The 16960-nt window shown below is 57.8% G+C and carries 14 protein-coding genes; 6 read left to right on the forward strand and 8 right to left on the reverse strand.

Annotation, left to right across the window (positions count from 1 at the left end; all coding sequences use genetic code 11):
* Positions 1-184 precede the first annotated feature (184 nt).
* Positions 185-859: an orotate phosphoribosyltransferase gene (locus tag BM352_RS10800; RefSeq protein ID WP_090216624.1), complete on the reverse strand. Its 675-nt coding sequence runs from the start codon at positions 857-859 to the stop codon at positions 185-187.
* Positions 860-899: 40 nt separating this feature from the next.
* Positions 900-1934, reverse strand: coding sequence for a dihydroorotase (gene pyrC, locus BM352_RS10805; protein ID WP_090216626.1), 1035 nt, complete (start codon positions 1932-1934; stop codon positions 900-902).
* 205 nt (positions 1935-2139) lie between these two features.
* Between pyrC and BM352_RS10810 the strand changes: the two genes are divergently transcribed.
* Positions 2140-2430: a DUF4156 domain-containing protein gene (locus tag BM352_RS10810; RefSeq protein ID WP_090216628.1), complete on the forward strand. Its 291-nt coding sequence runs from the start codon at positions 2140-2142 to the stop codon at positions 2428-2430.
* Between the two features lie 129 nt (positions 2431-2559).
* Positions 2560-2778 (forward strand): hypothetical protein, encoded by a 219-nt coding sequence (locus BM352_RS10815; RefSeq protein ID WP_090216631.1) that lies wholly within the window; start codon positions 2560-2562, stop codon positions 2776-2778.
* 91 nt (positions 2779-2869) lie between these two features.
* On the opposite strand, the gene BM352_RS10820 is transcribed toward BM352_RS10815, so the two are convergent.
* The 4 genes from BM352_RS10820 to BM352_RS19155 are packed head-to-tail and all read right to left on the reverse strand — an operon-like array spanning position 2870 to position 8294.
* The gene (locus BM352_RS10820) at positions 2870-4765 is read right to left on the reverse strand and encodes a hypothetical protein (protein ID WP_090216633.1); all 1896 of its coding nucleotides are present in this window, start codon (positions 4763-4765) and stop codon (positions 2870-2872) included.
* Positions 4766-4792: 27 nt separating this feature from the next.
* The gene (locus tag BM352_RS10825) at positions 4793-5755 is read right to left on the reverse strand and encodes a hypothetical protein (RefSeq protein ID WP_090216635.1); all 963 of its coding nucleotides are present in this window, start codon (positions 5753-5755) and stop codon (positions 4793-4795) included.
* Entirely contained in the window at positions 5752-6762 is a 1011-nt protein-coding gene (locus BM352_RS10830) for a glycosyltransferase family 2 protein (protein ID WP_175500663.1), read from the reverse strand. The genes BM352_RS10825 and BM352_RS10830 overlap by 4 nt, the downstream gene beginning before the upstream one ends.
* On the reverse strand, positions 6759-8294 hold the full coding sequence (locus BM352_RS19155) for a class I SAM-dependent methyltransferase (protein WP_245780973.1): 1536 nt from the start codon (positions 8292-8294) through the stop codon (positions 6759-6761). The genes BM352_RS10830 and BM352_RS19155 overlap by 4 nt, the downstream gene beginning before the upstream one ends.
* A gap of 140 nt (positions 8295-8434) precedes the next feature.
* On the opposite strand from BM352_RS19155, the gene BM352_RS10845 reads away from it, so the two are divergent.
* The 3 genes from BM352_RS10845 (at position 8435) to BM352_RS10855 (ending at position 13441) form a co-directional block, all read left to right on the forward strand.
* Positions 8435-9466 carry a glycosyltransferase family 2 protein gene (locus tag BM352_RS10845; RefSeq protein ID WP_245780974.1) on the forward strand — a complete coding sequence of 344 codons (1032 nt, stop codon included), beginning with the start codon at positions 8435-8437 and terminating at the stop codon, positions 9464-9466.
* Between the two features lie 1168 nt (positions 9467-10634).
* Positions 10635-11726, forward strand: coding sequence for a glycosyltransferase family 2 protein (locus tag BM352_RS19290; protein ID WP_425434555.1), 1092 nt, complete (start codon positions 10635-10637; stop codon positions 11724-11726).
* Between the two features lie 65 nt (positions 11727-11791).
* Complete coding sequence (locus tag BM352_RS10855; RefSeq protein ID WP_090216642.1) at positions 11792-13441, forward strand: ABC transporter permease; 1650 nt, start codon at positions 11792-11794, stop codon at positions 13439-13441.
* 55 nt (positions 13442-13496) lie between these two features.
* Here the strand turns inward: BM352_RS10855 and BM352_RS10860 are convergent, their stop codons facing one another.
* Both BM352_RS10860 and BM352_RS10865 read right to left on the reverse strand, forming a co-directional pair.
* Positions 13497-14519, reverse strand: coding sequence for an extracellular solute-binding protein (locus BM352_RS10860; RefSeq protein ID WP_090216644.1), 1023 nt, complete (start codon positions 14517-14519; stop codon positions 13497-13499).
* 174 nt (positions 14520-14693) lie between these two features.
* A complete protein-coding gene (locus BM352_RS10865; RefSeq protein ID WP_090216646.1) occupies positions 14694-15914 on the reverse strand; it encodes an acyl-CoA dehydrogenase in 1221 nt (406 codons plus the stop codon).
* A 109-nt stretch (positions 15915-16023) separates the two neighbouring features.
* Between BM352_RS10865 and BM352_RS10870 the strand changes: the two genes are divergently transcribed.
* Positions 16024-16935, forward strand: a complete 912-nt coding sequence (locus BM352_RS10870) for an AAA family ATPase (protein WP_090216649.1) — start codon at positions 16024-16026, stop codon at positions 16933-16935.
* Positions 16936-16960: the final 25 nt, after the last annotated feature.

Genomic DNA, 16960 nt, shown 5'->3' on the forward strand with positions numbered 1-16960 from the left:
CCTGTGGGTAACTTATGAGTGGCAAGATAGGCGTGCATATTGCGATTTTTGAAGGTCATTCGTCAACATGTAGACAATATTTCTGAACTTGACGGAATCTCTTAACGCAACGGCAACCTTAACGCAGTCCCATTAACGGCCTTTGGGCACACAAGCGAAAAACTGCGCGCCCTGTTACGATTCGTCAGCTGTTCGCCGCTTGCCATTCAGCTGGGTTGCGCAGGAATTTCTCGACCTCGGTCAGGGTTTCTACATCGAAGGTTGCTTGTTCCTTGGCAACCGCCAGTACGTCCCACCATGTGCACAGCGAATGGAGCGTGATGCCGTGACCACCCAAAACCTCGCGGGTGTCAGGGAAGATGTCGTAGAAGAAAATCACCGCCGTGTGGGCGCAGGTTGCACCCGTTTCACGGATCGCTTCGACAAAGCTGATCTTGGAGCCGCCATCGGTCGTCATATCTTCCACCAGCAACACGCGCTGGCCTTCTGTCATCACACCTTCGATACGGGCGTTTCGTCCATAGCCTTTGGGCTTCTTGCGCACATAGGTCATCGGCAGTTCCAGCCGCTCCGCCACCAGCGCCCCGAAGGGGATACCCGCAGTCTCGCCGCCCGCGATGTTGTCGAACGCCTCAAACCCCGCGTCGCGCATGACGGTGCAGGCCAGAAAATCCATCAGCGTGGTGCGGATGCGCGGGTAGGAGATGAGCTTGCGGCAATCCACATAGGTCGGGGCCTTTTTGCCGGAGGCGTGGGTGAACGGCTCGCGCGCGTTGAAGTGGATGGCGCCGACTTCCAGCAACATGGAGGCCGAGAGGCGAGCGATTTCTTCGCGGGTCGGGTAGGTGGTCGGGATCATGTGGGCCTCCGGCAGCAGGGTGGATCAAGCAGAAACGGGATTATTCGACACGCCAATGCAAGGGCATCAACGGATCGAACACGGTGACGGGACCTTGGGCAGTGGCGATATGGTCGGGGTAGCTAACAGGATTGCCCTTGGTCAGCGTGATTGTGTCGGCATTGGGTTTCATCCGGTAGAAAGCCGGTCCGTGGAGCGAGGCGAAACCTTCCAGCTTGTCCAGCGCGCCGTCCTGCTCGAACACCTCTGCAAGCACGGACATTGTGTTGGTCGCGGTGAAGCAGCCCGCACATCCGCAGGGCAGCAACTTGTTGGCATCCGTGTGCGGCGCGCTGTCGGTGCCAAGGAAGTAGCTCTTGTCACCAGAGGTCGCGGCGCGGCGCAAGGCAAGGCGATGCTCTTCGCGTTTTGCGACGGGTAAGCAGTAGTAGTGCGGCTTGATGCCCCCGGCGAGGATGTGGTTCCGGTTGATGACCAGATGGTGCGTGGTGATCGTCGCGGCCAGATCGTCGCCACCCTCGCGTGCGTAGTCGGCCCCTTGCTTGGTGGTGATATGCTCCATCACCACGCGCAGACCGGGCACGTCGCGGCGGATCGGGTCCAGTACAGTGTCGATGAACACGGCCTCACGGTCGAAGATATCCACGTCAGGATTGGTCACTTCGCCGTGGACACAGAGCGGCAGCCCGATCTGCGCCATGTTCTCCAACACGCGCTTGACCTTGGTAAAGTCCGATACGCCTGAGGCGGAATTGGTGGTGGCGCCCGCGGGGTAGAGCTTCACTGCATGAATTAGCCCGATCTCGGCGGCTGCGCGCAGGTCTTTGACGTCAGTTTCTTCCGTCAGATACAGCGTCATCAGCGGTTGAAATTTGGAGTTGTCAGGCTTGGCGGCCATGATCCGGTCGCGATATTCGGCGGCGTCTTTGGCAGTCACCACAGGCGGAATAAGGTTTGGCATAATGATCGCGCGGCCGAAATGGCGGGCGGTCTCGGGCAGCACGGCCTTAAGCATGTCGCCGTCGCGCAGGTGCAGGTGCCAGTCATCAGGTCGGGTGATGGTCAAGCTGGTCATGTGGGCCCCCTTTGGTCTTTGGCGGTGATTAGCGGTTTGACGCGCGCAATGCCAGAGGCGGAAGGAGAGTTGGGGGAAAAAGCCGCAACGCACGTCGGCGGGAACCAGCAAAGTCATCGAGGTCACGCGCTTTTCAGGAGGCAGCCATTGCTTGCTGTGCTAGGAAGGCGGCAATCACTCGAACACAAGAGTTATGAGGCACAATATGAAAAAAGCAGTCTTTGCAGCGGCGGCCTTGGCAGCCTGCACTCCAGCGATCTACGAGGTTCCTTCGATCACAGAACGCAGCGTCGCTCAGGTAGCTGACTGCCAATTCGAAGGCCGCGTCCGAGGCATCCCCGGAGTGTATGGTCCGCTGAAGGAATTGGGGCTGAAAGACGCCCGTCGCGCTGCCAAGGAGAAGGCCAAAGAAGTCGGTGGCAATACGGTGGTGTTCGACCCGATTCCGCAGGGGGAGGACGTCTTCGAAGTGCGGGCGCAGGTCTACAGCTGCTAGGGAAGTCGCTGTAAGGGTTGCGCTTGCTGCAACGCGGCATTGCGATATTGTGGCTCGTTATATCACCATTCTTTACCTATCTGTTAGTCAACGCAGGGAGTTAAGCCTGCAGAGCGACGGAGACATAAAATGGCCTATATCACGCATGCCCGACCACACTCGTTCTTTGAACGCATCGGTGATTTCTTTATGTCGCTCTATAAATCGATTGATTTGGCCGCCAGCGCCAACCTGCGGATCGCGCAGATGGAAAAGCTGAATGCGAAATCTGACGAGGAACTGGCGAAGATGGGCCTGCGCCGCGAAGACATCATCCGCCATGTTTTCCGCGACATTTACCACATCTAAGTCACTCTGGGCCGATCACGGCTTTACAAAATGAAACGCAAAAGGGCGCTCGATGCGCCCTTTTCTATGCTTGGCTTATGATCTTGCCACTTTATGACGCGGCTTGCAGTCTGCGCCGCTTCTTGAAGGCATTGGCGAAGCGTTCGGCACGATCGACCTTTCCACGGTCGGTCAGATACCCTTCCATTGCTTGACGGTAGAGGTAGATATCCTTGCGTGCACGAATGGCGCGGTAGAAGTCGATTTCGGTCAAACCACCAGAGACGGCACCTTCCATCACGTCTTTCAGCACGTTCATCCGGCTGAGCACGAGCGCGGATTTGTGGCCCAATCCGGCCCCTTTGAGATGCACCAGATTGCGACCTTTAAGGCGCTCCACATGCTTGCGGTCGCCTTCGTGGAATTGGTCATAAACCAGATAAACATTCTCGGCGGCTTTGGTCTGCTTGGCGGCGTCGGAATAGGGGAGAGACCAATCGGCGGCTCGGCCTTTGGCAAAGCGACCCTCCCAAGGCACTTTGCGCTCGTCCAAAGTGGTTTGCGGCGAAAAGGCCACGACGGTGGCGCCCGGCGCCAGCGATGAGAAGGTCAAAGCGCCAAACGCACCCATCGACGTGCCAACAAAGGCCACACGCTTAAAACCGGCAAAAAAGCCTTCATCGCGGAGGCTTTCAAGGTGGTCGATCAGGTCTTGGTCGCGGAACCATGTTGGCTCCTGCGCATACACGCCCAAATGGGAGAAATCTCGGTCAGCGCAAAACTTTTGCGCCCAAGGTTCCCGTGCGTATGCATCGTTGCCGGCTTGGGACAGATTGTCGAAAGAGACGACCAACTGGTCTTTGTCGCGCTCCACGAAGGAGGCGGCGTAGTTGCCATAGGACCGGAACCAGCCGCATTTGTCGCCGCCGGGGTAAATCTCGCGATACCATGTGGGCGGGGCAAGCGCTTCTTCCAATGCGTCATTGGCGGGGCTTGGGGCAGGGCGCTCGGCCTCTTCGGCGGCAAGTTCGGCCTCTTGCTTGCGGCGGGCCTGAAGATTGCCCATGGCGATCATCAACGCTTCGGTCGCGGCGGACCGGTCGGCGAGCTGTGTCGCCAATTGATCCTCGGTGCTTTCGAATTCGTCATCCCCATCCAGATCTTGAGTTTCGAAGAAGGCCTTGCAGTCAGGCATGAAACGTTTCACCAAACGGCGGTTTTCACGGGTGACTTGATCCATCAAGCCACGGCGTTCGGAGCGGGAGAACACGTCGCGCGATTTGATCGTGCCGGGGTGGTTCAGGGCGATCAATTCGCGAATGATTTCGCGGGTGTTGAAGTCGGTGCGCTCGCCCATCAGGGACAAAAGCTCGGACATTTCAGCCGAGAACGTCTTGTTGGAAAACCCTTCCGTGACCCGCAGATCGCGGGTGATTGGCATGTCCAATTGATGGGCGAAGTCGCGCACCACGTCGCCATCAACCAGCCATTTGGGGCCGAAGGGGCGCACGATGATGTTCTTTTCGCCGAACATATCGGCGTAGGTGTTGAACGTGTTCAGATAGTGGAGGCGGCGCTTGGCATCATCAAGGAAGGCCTGACGGTCAGGCTGGATGCGGCTGTTCTTGAGCAACTGCTTATACAGTGCCTCAAGATAGGTGTCCTGGCGGCGAATGTAGCAAATGACTTTGGTGCGTTGCTTGAATTCGTCGGGGGCGGCACCTGACAGTTTGCGGGCAGTATAGAGGTTGAACAGCATCTCGGACGACGCCACATGCGTGACATCAGGCATAGCGTCGGCTTCGCGGAGCATGTCTTCCATGAGCTTTTGTGCATTGCCGGTGCGCGCGGCAGCAGCCAACTGGTTATGCGCGATATGCGCGCGGCCGGTCGACATGAAGTTGATACGCCCCGTGTCCCGCAACGTATCTGCATTGTCGTTCAGGAAGTTCTGAAGCGATGTGGTCCCTGTTTTAGGTGACCCGATATGAAGCCATATCTTTCCCATGTGATCTGCCCGCCTTGCCTAAGTATTTCATTTGCGGCCCCCTCTTTTGCCGGGGGGCGTTATGCCACGCTTCTGCAGAAGCGCGTTTGCCGCGTTGAGTTTGCGACGAAACACCGGACCATTGCCGGTGCTGAGTACCCGCTCGGCCAGATAGGCGATGAGCAGGGGATGTTTGTCCTCGGGGATGCGCAGGATGAGTTCGCGCAGATAACGGCGGAAGTCGCGCCGCGCCCGAAGCATTTTGTAAAAGCTGGTGCGTGTCAGGGTGCCGTCGACACAGGCGCCGACGACGGGCTTAAGCAGCCCCATTTGGATGAGCCCTGACGCGATTCGATGGCCTTGGAACCGGCATTTCAGCTTGGTGATGTTCTTGCCGCGAAACAGCGCCGCATGCATGGCATCGGGCGGTTCCAGCGGATCGTAGAAAATGAAGACGTCCTTGGCCTTGGCAACCATGTCAGGGGCGTATCCGTAATCATTGTTGTAGTTGCGCTTCCACGCTTTTTGGTAGCGCGTCTCCCACGATGTGACGTCGCGGTCGAGCGTCGCCTGCGGGCTGATTGCCACCACAGTCGCACCGGGGCAGGCGGCCGAGAAAGCGCAAGCCGCATAGGCGCCCATGGACGCACCGTAGAATACGACCGTGTCGAATTGGGAGAAAAACTTCTCTTTTTTCAGTCGGTTGAAGAATGCGATGACGTCTTCGTCGCGATACCATGTCCAGTCATGGGCCATCAGGCCAAGGATCGACCAGCCCTGCTTTTGCACGAAGTCAAAGCCCCATGGCAGGCGATTGCCGTGCTCGAACACATGGTCGAGGTTTTCGAACGTCACGATCAGCGTCTTGCCGGATTTGACGAACAGGGCGGTGTGGTCCGCGCCGAGTTCCTCGAAAAAGCCGTGCTCCTCCCCCATGGCGCGCAATTCTGCATTCCACACGTCGCGGTCCATTTCTTCGGTCGGCGCTTTGAGATCGATCACGTCGCTCATGCGGCCACCCGTTTGCGCAGGCCGGGGAACAGATCAATTGAGGGAGAGATCGCTGCGAACAACGCACGACCAACTTCAGTGTCCATGATGTGCTGGATTTGGTCACGGTGCCATTGCACGGCGCGATCATGCAGGCGGCCCAGCTTGGGGTCGCAGATCAGTTCGTCATAGATGTCTTTCATCGCACCAAGCTTTGGCTGGATCGAGGCGTCATATTCCTCGTTGCGATTCATGTCGGCCCAGTACTCCGCACCACGGATACCTTCGCCAAACGCGCGACCGCGTGCGGATTTCAGCAAGAAGCTTTCGCGTGTGCGCACCGCGTAGTGGTTGATTTGGCCCAGTTCGTAGCTGATGGTGTCGCGGTTCAGACGCCAGCTGCTTTTGTGATAACTTTGTGGCATCAGCGTTCCAGCCGGCCCCGTCCAGTTCAGTGCGCTCCAATCGTTGTCGGGCACAGATTTAGGGCGGTGGCAGCCGACCAGATCAACCGCATCCGTCCGGTGGATGGATTTGATCCCCCATGCCTGTGCAGGGCTGGGGCAATGCTGAGGCGCGGCGCGGCGCAAGGTCTCGGTCAGGAAGCCGTCATGGAACGAGGTCACATCAGCGCTACCGAACAAGCGCCACGCCAATGAAATGCATTTTGCGTCAGGGGCGGCGGCAGTCAGATCGGTGATCTGGCCGCGACCAGCATGAATGTTGACGAATTCATCGGCATCAATCACGGCCACCCAGTCATGGTCTTGGTAAACCTGCTCTTTGGTCGATTTGCGGAACGCACGCACCTGATGCGAGGCGCGGGCGCCTTCACGCGCCGGATTGCGGCGGTGGGTCAGAATTCCCATGTTTTCAAGGCGACGCAGAATCTGCTCCGTCCCATCCTTGCAGTCATTCGTGTAGACCAGAAAATGGTCGAAACCGATCGACATGTGATAGGCGACCCACTCTAGGATGTAGGGGCCTTCATTCTTCATACATGTCAGGATCAGGTGCTTTTGGGTCATCGCTTTTGCACCACCAAAATCTGGTCGCGTTTGTCTTTGTGCCATTGGGCTTGGAAGATGAAGCAGCCAGAGATGTCTTCGCGAAAGCCGTTTAACAGGTCCTGGATATTTGTGTCGGGGTGGGCAAAGCCGCCTTCGCGCAGATAACCCTGAAACAGAACTGCCGTGCGCGGATAGCCGTGATTTTCCAAGGCTTTGGGCTGGAATCGCAAATCTTCGACGATATAGAGCCCACCGGATTTCAGCTTGGGGAACAGCGCTGCAAAGGCATGTTGTTGGTGATGCGATGCATGAGACGCGTCATCAAGGATGACGTCGAACGGGGCCGCCTTACTGGTTGCCCGTTCAACTGTCTCCACCGCATCCGAGGAGGCGCGGATCGTTTTTAGTCGGGCGTCTTTTTTGCCCGCGTAGGCGTCCATGTCGACGCCGGTGATTTTGGCTTTTGACAGATACTCCAGCCACATATCCACCGCAGCTGGTTCGCTGAGGCCCAATAGCCCCATATGAATGGCGCGTCCACGAAGCGGGTTGAACAGCATCTGATACAGCTCGGTGAAGCGGTGTTTGGCACTGCCTTGATCCAAGCCGCGCTCGTCCGCCATATCGGTCAGGTTCACAATGCCACGACCCTTGCGATCCGCGTTCGTAATCTCTGGGATCGCCGTGCCTGGGATCATTTTCGGCTCTTTTGGGCGATGCGGGTTCGACTTTGGCAATGGGGCGTCGGACGGCACGATGCCGTGCTTCTTGATCAGCTTGCCGATCAGGCTGTCTGGATGGGGCTCGCCATTTTCGCGTTCGATAATCCTCATCCGCATGCGGCGCCCCCAGAAGTGGATCGAGAGGGTGTTGTCGGTGACGTAGTGGCTCAGATCCATGTTCGGTTTCAGCATCATCCGACGCTTTTTGAAGCTGATCGGGAACAGCGCCTCGATCGGCATGGAATATTTGTGCTCACCTGTTTTGTGCAGGAAGTGGGTCAGGGCCTGCGGGCCCCAGACACCCCAAGACTGCTCACCCACATGGACGGGATCACCGGCTTCTTTTTTGGCGCGCATTTCTGCCTTCAGGTCGTCGGAGAACCAGTCGGGAATGGCGTATTCGTCAGATGTGAAGTCTATCAATCCAGCAAGTGTGTCGCTGTCGGCAGGCAAGCCGACCACGCCGTTATTGATGTGATGCGCGCTTTCCCAGCCGTGGAAATGCCCGTTGGAGGAGGTAAAGCGCTTGACGCAATAGGCGTCGGTGTCTGCCCAGATTTGGTCGTCCGTCTTGGCCAGCATGTTGTAGCGCCACTTGTCCGCCTGCGGTGCGGGGGAGCCGGTGCGCTTATGCGCGATGACATTGCCAAGTGGCATAATCTCGTTCGCATCGCAAATCTCGATCCCATCGGGAATGTTACCCACGTCGCCATAGGTGTACATTTTGACGTGATGGCCCGCGTCGCGGAAAGACACGGCGCAGAGCTGCTCCATGTAGGAAAGATTGCCGCCGATCCACAGCTGGGCAATTGCATAGTCTTTGGACACGTTATCTGCCTCTCGAAAGCAAGGTTAATCCTTGCCCGTTCTTTATGATTGTTTCGATTCTCGCAAAGGAGGGGTTAAAACGCAAGGAAAAGCTGATTCGTTGCGCAGGGAAAACGGGTCGTGAGGGCAACAGGCGTCATATGAAAATCACACTCGTCACGACGATGCGCAATGAAGGGCCGCATCTGCTGGAATGGATTGCTCACCACCGCGCTGCTGGCGTGACTGATTTCCTCGTTTACACCAACGACTGCGAGGACGGCTCCGAGGCGCTGTTGAAGCTTTTGCCCGATGTTGTCCATGTGCCATTGGAAGACGGTAAGAAGCCCCCGCAATGGCGTGCTCTGAAGGCTGCTTGGGACCACCCCTTGGTTGCGGGTGCAGACTGGATCGCTTGCGTAGACTGCGATGAATTTATAAACATTAACAGCAGTATATCATCCATTCCTGACCTGATCGAGAAGGTTGAGGCAGATATGATCCTTTTGCCTTGGCGACTGTTTGGTCATGCTGGGCAGGTCGGATTCTCTGACGCGCCGACGACGGAACGCTTCACCCGCGCAGCTCCCGAAACCCTGCTTTACCCCGCGATTGGCAGCTATTTTAAAACCCTGTTCCGGCGGCGTGGCCCATTCCGTCAGCTCGGAGTCCACCGCCCGAAACAAAAGAACGCTGATCGGCACGGGCTGCCCCGGATCGTAGATGGCTCCGGCGCGGCTGTGCCCGACAGTTTGGCGGCAAATGAAGGGCAGATCATGCTCTGGGGGCAACCGATTGCCCGTGATCTGGTGCAGTTGAACCACTACTCTGTCCGTTCGGCGGCGGAGTTCATGCTGAAGCGCGGGCGAGGATTGCCCAATCACCAACAAAAACAGGTCGATCTGACCTATTGGGTGGAGCGGAACTTCAATACTGTCGAAGATCGCTCAATCGCCCACATGTCTGCCGCGACACAGAAAGTTTTACAGCAGTTTATGGCGCTGGAGGGGGTATCTGACGCGCTTGACGCTTGCAGGAATTGGCACCGGCAACGGTTTGCGGACATGATGGAGGAACCGGAAGAGTTGAAGTTATACGGTCGCCTTTTGTTGGCAGAGGGGGCCGCGCATTTGCCCGAAGCGGTGGCGCTTGACCTGATCAGACGCTATGGAAGGGCCCATGGCTCAAACTGATATCTATCTAAAGCGCGAATTGAATATTGTTGAGGATCAAGGCCTTGTGGCGCTTGATTGCATCGGCTGGGAAGATCCTGTCGGCGGGATGGGGCTGCGCGTGTTTTTCAAATCCGGTACCTCCTACGATCCGTTCAGCCCCGAACCTCGCGACGGTTGCGCGACGTTTTCCGAGGCACGCATGATAAATGGCGGCCCGATGTTTGTCGGCACCGCAGGAGAACCTTCGAACCATATCAAAATGGCGTTGAAGGACGGAGAGCTGGAGCTGCCCGTTCAGCAACCTGAAACGGACCTGTTTGAAGACATGACTGTCTGCATGGTGGAGCGCAACGGCGAGACCATCGATGTGATCGAAGACTGGCTGCGCTACCACGTGACGGGTCACGGCTTGCAGGCCGTGTTGATGATTGATCGTGAAAAACCAGGCAGCGAGAAAGGGTTCGAGCGCAAACTTAAAGTTCTTGCGAAGGAGGTCGGGCTTAAGCGCCTTGTCCATGTGAAGTCGTCGGTGCCTCTTGGCGAGACCAATCTGCCCGCTGCATCACACCCTTTCAACGCGCCCGATGCGCCGGGCAAAGACCGCATGGAAGACTTGCCGAGTGACCCGCAATCGTCGCCCTTGGCTGATCTGTCGCTGTACGAATGGGCGAAGTGGCGCTTCTTGGGGCGCGCGCGGGCGGTCATGAATATTGACCTGATGGACCTTCTGGCCCTAGACGCGAAACCCTTTGAGGCCGTCCATGACAGCTCTGTCGGGATCATACAGCTGATCGGCCAGCGCATCTATCCTTGGCGCGTGCGTCCGAAGAAAAAGCCGAGATTTGGCGATCACATCTGCCGCCAGTTCGACAATCCACGCGCCAACAGGCGCTGGTGCATCTCGCCGTCGCGGTTGGGCAGCGACAAGGTCTGGCGTTTCGTCCGCATCGTCGATGCAGAGCCGCAACCCGAAGAAACCATGGGCTTTCTTCGCGCCATGGCCATTCGCCACCCGAAAAACTCGGCTGCGGAACTGGTGCCAAAAACTTCTCTGATCGAAGATGACATGCTGCTGGCGATGGCGAAGGACATTTGGGATCACAAGCCCGTCCGCGCCCCAGAAAGCAAGATGGAAGAACCTGCGGGCAAGGCCATTGACGGCGGGCGCACGGTGATCGTCACCTGCATGAAGAACGAAGGGCCGTTCATCCTTGAATGGATTGCCTACCACCGTGCCATCGGGGTCGATGACTTTCTAGTCTATACCAATGACTGCAATGACGGCACGGACGAGTTGCTGGACCTGCTCCAAGATCGGGGCATCCTGCAACGCCGTGATAACAAATTTGCAGGCACCGACCTGAAGCCCCAGCACTGGGCCTTGGATGCCGCAGACAGCGAAGAGGTGTTCAAGAACGCCGGCTGGGCAATCTCGATGGACGTGGATGAGTTCATCAACATCCATGTAGGCGAGGGCAAGCTGGACGATCTTTATAAGGCGGTGGGTGATGCGAATATGATTTCGCTGACGTGGCGGCTATTCGGAAACGGCGATATCCATGAATACAAAGACGAATTCCTGATCTCCCAGTTCACCCGTTGCGCGCCGGAGCTGTGCCGCAAACCGCATCAAGCATGGGGCTTTAAGACGCTGTTCCGCAACATCGGCATCTACAAGAAGATGGGGGTCCATCGCCCGAAGGGTCTGAAGCCGGACTTATGGGACAAGATCAAATGGGTGAACGGGTCGGGCAAGCCGATGCCGAAGAAGCTGATCCGCAATGGCTGGCGCTCCACCACGGACAGCTACGGTTATGATCTGGTGACGCTGAACCACTATGCTGTGCGCTCTGCCGAGAGTTTTTTGGTCAAACGGGATCGCGGTCGGGTCAACCATGTGGATAGGGATCAGGGGTTAAGCTATTGGTTCCGCATGAATAACAACTGGCAAGAGGATCGCTCTGCCCAAACGAAGCTGCCGCTTTTGCAGGCCGAGTTTGAGCGTCTGATGGCCGACCCTGAATTGCGCGCGGCGCATGACTTTTCCGTCCGCAAGCACCGCGAAAAAATCGAAGAGCTGAAAGCGACAGACAACTACGCCAGCTTCTACAGGGACCTGACTGGGCCAAGGATGGAGCGGCTTGCCCGAATGCATGACCATTTCGGCGCGAATGTCTTTCTGTCAGGCCCGGACGTGATCCCTGACGACGTGGCGCTGATGGAGGAGATCCCCGAGAAGTTCTTCTTCACGGTGGAGCGCGCCAAGACGACGCATTAGAGCCTGACCGTTTTGGTGGGTTATGCCTTTCCAACATGCTTAGACGCGCGTAGAGACGGGGGGTCATGTTGAACGCCATCCGTTCCCGCCAGACCGTCACCGGTCCCAAGAGCCTGCGCCGCGCCGCTGTGGTTCTTGCGGCCGTGTGCCTTTTGCCGATGATTGCTGTGGCGTTAGCCGCTTTGACCGGCGGCAGCGAAACACTGGAACATTTGGCCGATACTGTGCTGGGGCGCTACACGCGCACCACTGCATTGCTGGTGTTGCTGGTGTCTATTGGCACGTTGATGATCGGCACAGGGGCTGCGTGGCTTGTGACTATGACGGAATTTCCGGGCCGCAAGATGCTGGAAATCGCGTTGGTCATCCCGCTCGCCTTTCCGGCTTATGTGCTGGCTTACGCCTACACACATATCCTCGACCATCCCGGCATTGTTCAATCGACGTTGCGCGATGTGACAGGCTGGGGCGCACGGGACTATTGGTTCCCCGAAATTCGATCCATCGGCGGGGCGGCGATGATGCTGATCCTCGTGCTGTATCCTTATGTTTACCTGTTGGCCCGTGCAGCATTCCTCCAGCAAAGCGCTACGTCGTTTCTGGCCGCCCGCGCCTTGGGGAAGACCCCGTGGCAGGCGTTTTTGCTGGTCTCGATCCCGATGGCACGGCCTGCCATTGCCTCCGGAGTTTTACTGGCGGTGATGGAAACCATCGCGGATTTCGGCACTGTGGCATATTTCGGCGTGCAGACCTTTGCGACTGGGATTTACACAAGCTGGTTCTCGCTGGGCGATAGGGCCGGGGCCGCTCAGCTGGCCTTGGGAATCCTGTCTGTCGCCTTGGTACTGGCAGTGCTGGAGCGGTCAACGCGCGGGCGGGCGAAATACCATGACAGCTCCAAGCGGCAAGAGCCGATGGACCCGATCGCTTTGACCGGCGTGGCGAAGTGGGGGGCAATGGCACTTTGCGTGGTGCCCGTCTTATTCGGCTGGGTCGTACCGGGCGTGGCCCTGATGATCATGGGACTGGGTAGTGAGCAGGACCTGCTGTCACCGCGCTATCTGGCGTTCGCACTGAATTCGGTGACTTTGGCTAGTATCGCGGCAGTTGTAACTGTAATTGCGGCGGTGACATTAGGCTATTTGCAGCGTCTTGATGACGGGCCGTTGTCTCGCATTTCCACGTCTGTCGCGCGCTTGGGCTATGCCGTGCCTGGCGGGGTGATTGCTGTGGGGCTGATGGTGCCTTTCGCAAATTTCGACAACGCACTGGACGCGTGGATGCGGGCGACGTTTGACATCTCGACAGGATTGTTGATCACTGGCTCCATCTGGTTGCTGGTGATCGCCTATATGATCCGCTTTCTGGCCGCAGCACTTGGGGCCTATGAGGGTGGTCAGGTCGCCGTGAATGCGAATATGGACATGGCGTCGCGCGCTTTGGGGCAAACTGCGTTGGGCACATTGCGCCGCATTCACTTGCCCATCTTGCGTCCAAGCCTTCTGACCGCGTTGCTGATTGTCTTCGTGGATGTGATGAAGGAGCTTCCCGCCACCCTGATCCTGCGGCCGTTCAACTATGACACGCTGGCCGTGCAGGCCTACCGATTGGCGTCGGATGAGCGGCTGGAAGGGGCGGCTGTGCCGTCTTTGGTGATCGTCGCTATCGGCTTGCTTCCGGTGGTCCTCATCTGCCGTCAGGTCAGGCGCAAATAGCAAAAGGCGCGGAGGTTGCCCACCGCGCCCTGAGGTCGTCTCGGATAGAAGACGCTTATTTCCAGCCTACCTGATTGAAAATTTCCAACGCCACGGGCAGCTTGGTTGCGACTGCGGACAAATCCACTTCGTCAGCCTTGAACTCGCCAAGTTGTTGCAGGGCGTCGTTACCCTTGAAGGCTGACACGACGGGGTATTCGTCGTTGCCGTCTGCGAAGTAGCGCTGCGCTTGCTCGGACACGAGGTATTCGAGGAACTTCACAGCGTTCTCGCGGTTCGGGGCGTGTTTAGCCACGCCGACGCCCGACAAGTTCACATGGGCGCCATTGCCGTCCTGATCCGGGAAGACCCAGCCGATGCGGTCGACCTGGGGCGAGACGCCGTCGACGTCAGTGCGCAGGGCGCGCGCGAAATAGTAGGTGTTGGACACGGCAATCGCGCATTCACCCGAGACGATACCGCGCAGCTGGTCCGTGTCGCCGCCTTGGGGGGAGCGGGCCATGTTGTCGACCACGCCTTGCGCCCATGCCGTTGCAGCTTCTTTACCCTCATGCTCGACGATCGCGGCCAGCAAAGTCTGGTTGTAGGTGTTGCTCGAAGAGCGGATGCACACCATGCCTTTGTAGGCCGGATCGGCCAGATCGGCATAGGTCTTTGGCGGGTTGGCCACGGCGTCTTTGTCGTAGAAAATGATCCGCGCGCGTTGGGAAATGCCGAACCACTGGTTGTCACTGTCTTGCAGGTTCGCGGGAATGGCGGCTTCCAGAATTTCGCTCTCTACGGATTGCAGGACGCCCGCATCCTTGGCGCGTTTCAGGCGTGAGGTATCTACAGTGATCAGAATATCTGCGGGAGAGTTCGCGCCCTCGGCACCCATGCGTGTCAGCAATTCGTCGGATTGACCTTCGATGCGGTTGATGGTGATGCCGGTGGCCTTGGTGAAGTCGGAATAGAGTTGCTCGTCCGTATCATAGTGGCGCGCGGAATAGAGGTTCAGCTCTTCTGCGGCGAAAGCCGGCAAGGCGACGCCAAAGGTGGCTGCAATTATCAACGGGAGGGTGGTGGTAGCTTTGGTCATTTTTAGCGATCCAATTGGGTTTGTTATTTCTTACTGTTTTGATTGGTTACTACATCCAGCAGGGGATGCAAGTGTTTCCGACTAAAACAATCAGAATTATTTGGAGCGGAGTGAGAAACGTAAAATGGGCGACCAGATGGCCGCCCATGCACCGCATCAAATATGACCCACGCCTTAGAAGAACGCTTGAAGCCCCGTGACGGCGCGCCCCAGAATGAGCGCATGGACGTCATGTGTGCCCTCATAGGTGTTCACTGTCTCAAGGTTCAGCATATGGCGCATAATCTGGTAATCTTCCTGAATGCCATTGCCGCCATGCATGTCCCGCGACATTCGCGCCATATCCAGTGCTTTGCCGCAGTTGTTGCGTTTGACGATCGAGATCATCTCTGGAGCGGCGCGACCTTCGTCCATCAGACGCCCTACGCGCAAAGAGGCCTGAAGACCCAGCGAAATCTCGGTCAACATATCCGCCAGCTTCTTTTGATAGAGCTGCGTTTGCGCCAGAGGTTTGTCGAATTGCTTGCGGTCCAACCCGTATTGGCGGGCGGCGTGCATGCAAAACTCGGCGGCGCCCAGCACACCCCAAGAAATGCCGTAGCGCGCACGGTTCAGGCAACCGAACGGGCCTTTCAGGCCTTCGACATTGGGCAGCAGCGCATCTTCGCCAACGGCCACGTCTTTCATAACGATCTCGCCCGTAGTGGATGCGCGCAGGGACAGCTTGCCACCGATCTTGGGCGCAGACAGGCCGTCCATGCCTTTCTCAAGCACAAAGCCACGAATTTTACCGCCATGGGCTTCGGACTTTGCCCAGACCACAAATACATCTGCGAATGGGGCGTTGGAAATCCACATCTTTGCGCCGTTCAGCACGTAGCCACTGTCGGTCTTCTTGGCGACGGTTTTCATACCAGCTGGGTCGGAGCCTGCGTCGGGTTCGGTCAGGCCGAAACAGCCGATCAGATCGCCAGACGCCAAACCGGGCAGATATTTCTGTCGCTGCTCTTCAGAGCCGTAGGCATAGATCGGATACATCACCAGCGACGACTGCACCGACATCATCGACCGGTAGCCCGAATCCACTCGCTCAATTTCGCGCGCGACAAGGCCGTAAGTCACATAGGACGCGCCCAAGCCGCCGTACTGCTCCGGCACAGTCAGGCCCAACAGGCCAGCGGACCCCATCGCTTTGAACATACCTGGATCGACGGTCTCTTCGCGGTAGGCTGCGATTACTTTTGGTGCCAGTTCCGTTTCGGCAAAGCTGCGGGCCGCGTCGCGCAGCATGCGCTCGTCCTCGGTCAGTTGATCCTCTAGCCGGAACGGATCTTCCCAATCAAAACGGGCCATGTCTGGGGCGTCTTTTGCGGAAATCGGGGTGGTAACGTTCATCGGGCAACTCCAATTGAAGGGTTCGACTTAGACTATAGTCGCGCTTGGTGCGGGGCAATGCTTGACGGCAGGGATGGTAGATGCAGCTATGGCGCACGGAGGAGACCCCATGACCCCATTACCCCAGTCGATCGACGACACCATCGCACTTCTGGCCAAGCAGGATTACATCTGCGGCAGGGCATTGGCGACCGTGGTTTTCCTATCGCTGAAGCTGGGGCGCCCGATGTTTCTGGAGGGCGAGGCTGGGACCGGCAAGACCGAGATCGCGAAGGCCATCGCCGCCGCATTGGGCCGTCGGTTGATCCGCTTGCAGTGTTACGAAGGGTTGGACGCGTCTTCCGCCGTCTATGAATGGAACTTCCCTGCGCAGATGGTGGCGATCCGCACCGCGGAAGCGACCGGATCGGCTGATCGTGATGCATTGCAGGCCGAACTGTTTTCCGACGACTACTTGACCGCCCGCCCGCTGTTGGAAGCCATGCAGCCCCAAGAGGGTGGCCCGCCGGTATTGCTGATTGATGAGCTGGATCGCACCGACGCGCCGTTTGAGGCGTTCTTGATGGAAGCGCTTTCCGATTTCCAAGTCACGATCCCAGAGCTTGGTACGATCAAAGCGGCCGAGCCTCCGATCGTGATCCTGACCTCCAACCGCACCCGCGAAGTGCATGACGCTCTGAAGCGGCGCTGCCTTTATCATTGGGTGGACTACCCGGATTTCGAGCGAGAGATGGAAATTCTGCACGCGCGCGCGCCCGAGGCGCAGGAGGCGTTGAGCCAAGAGATTGTGGGCTTCGTGCAAAAGCTGCGCAAGGAGGATTTGTTCAAATCCCCCGGTGTCGCCGAAACCATCGATTGGGCAAAATGCCTGCTGGCGCTGGACGTCATCGCAATGAGCCCAGAGGTCATCGCCGACACCCTTGGCGCGATATTGAAGTACCAAGACGACATCCAGAAAATCCAAGGCTCCGAGGCGAAGCGCATTCTCGAAGAGGTACGCGAGGAACTGGCAGACGCGTAAAACTGGTGCGAAAGCCATATCAAGG

It is taken from the genome of Litoreibacter janthinus, from assembly GCF_900111945.1.
Taxonomy (GTDB): Bacteria; Pseudomonadota; Alphaproteobacteria; order Rhodobacterales; family Rhodobacteraceae; genus Litoreibacter; species Litoreibacter janthinus.

Bases quoted from the DNA above. Each gene is read 5' to 3' on its own strand.
- BM352_RS10800 (WP_090216624.1), bottom strand. From the start codon at position 859: ATGATCCCGACCACCTACCCGACCCGCGAAGAAATCGCTCGCCTCTCG.
- pyrC (WP_090216626.1), bottom strand. From the start codon at position 1,934: ATGACCAGCTTGACCATCACCCGACCTGATGACTGGCACCTGCACCTG.
- BM352_RS10810 (WP_090216628.1), top strand. From the start codon at position 2,140: ATGAAAAAAGCAGTCTTTGCAGCGGCGGCCTTGGCAGCCTGCACTCCA.
- BM352_RS10815 (WP_090216631.1), top strand. From the start codon at position 2,560: ATGGCCTATATCACGCATGCCCGACCACACTCGTTCTTTGAACGCATC.
- BM352_RS10820 (WP_090216633.1), bottom strand. From the start codon at position 4,765: ATGGGAAAGATATGGCTTCATATCGGGTCACCTAAAACAGGGACCACA.
- BM352_RS10825 (WP_090216635.1), bottom strand. From the start codon at position 5,755: ATGAGCGACGTGATCGATCTCAAAGCGCCGACCGAAGAAATGGACCGC.
- BM352_RS10830 (WP_175500663.1), bottom strand. From the start codon at position 6,762: ATGACCCAAAAGCACCTGATCCTGACATGTATGAAGAATGAAGGCCCC.
- BM352_RS10845 (WP_245780974.1), top strand. From the start codon at position 8,435: ATGAAAATCACACTCGTCACGACGATGCGCAATGAAGGGCCGCATCTG.
- BM352_RS19290 (WP_425434555.1), top strand. From the start codon at position 10,635: ATGAAGAACGAAGGGCCGTTCATCCTTGAATGGATTGCCTACCACCGT.
- BM352_RS10855 (WP_090216642.1), top strand. From the start codon at position 11,792: ATGTTGAACGCCATCCGTTCCCGCCAGACCGTCACCGGTCCCAAGAGC.
- BM352_RS10860 (WP_090216644.1), bottom strand. From the start codon at position 14,519: ATGACCAAAGCTACCACCACCCTCCCGTTGATAATTGCAGCCACCTTT.
- BM352_RS10865 (WP_090216646.1), bottom strand. From the start codon at position 15,914: ATGAACGTTACCACCCCGATTTCCGCAAAAGACGCCCCAGACATGGCC.
- BM352_RS10870 (WP_090216649.1), top strand. From the start codon at position 16,024: ATGACCCCATTACCCCAGTCGATCGACGACACCATCGCACTTCTGGCC.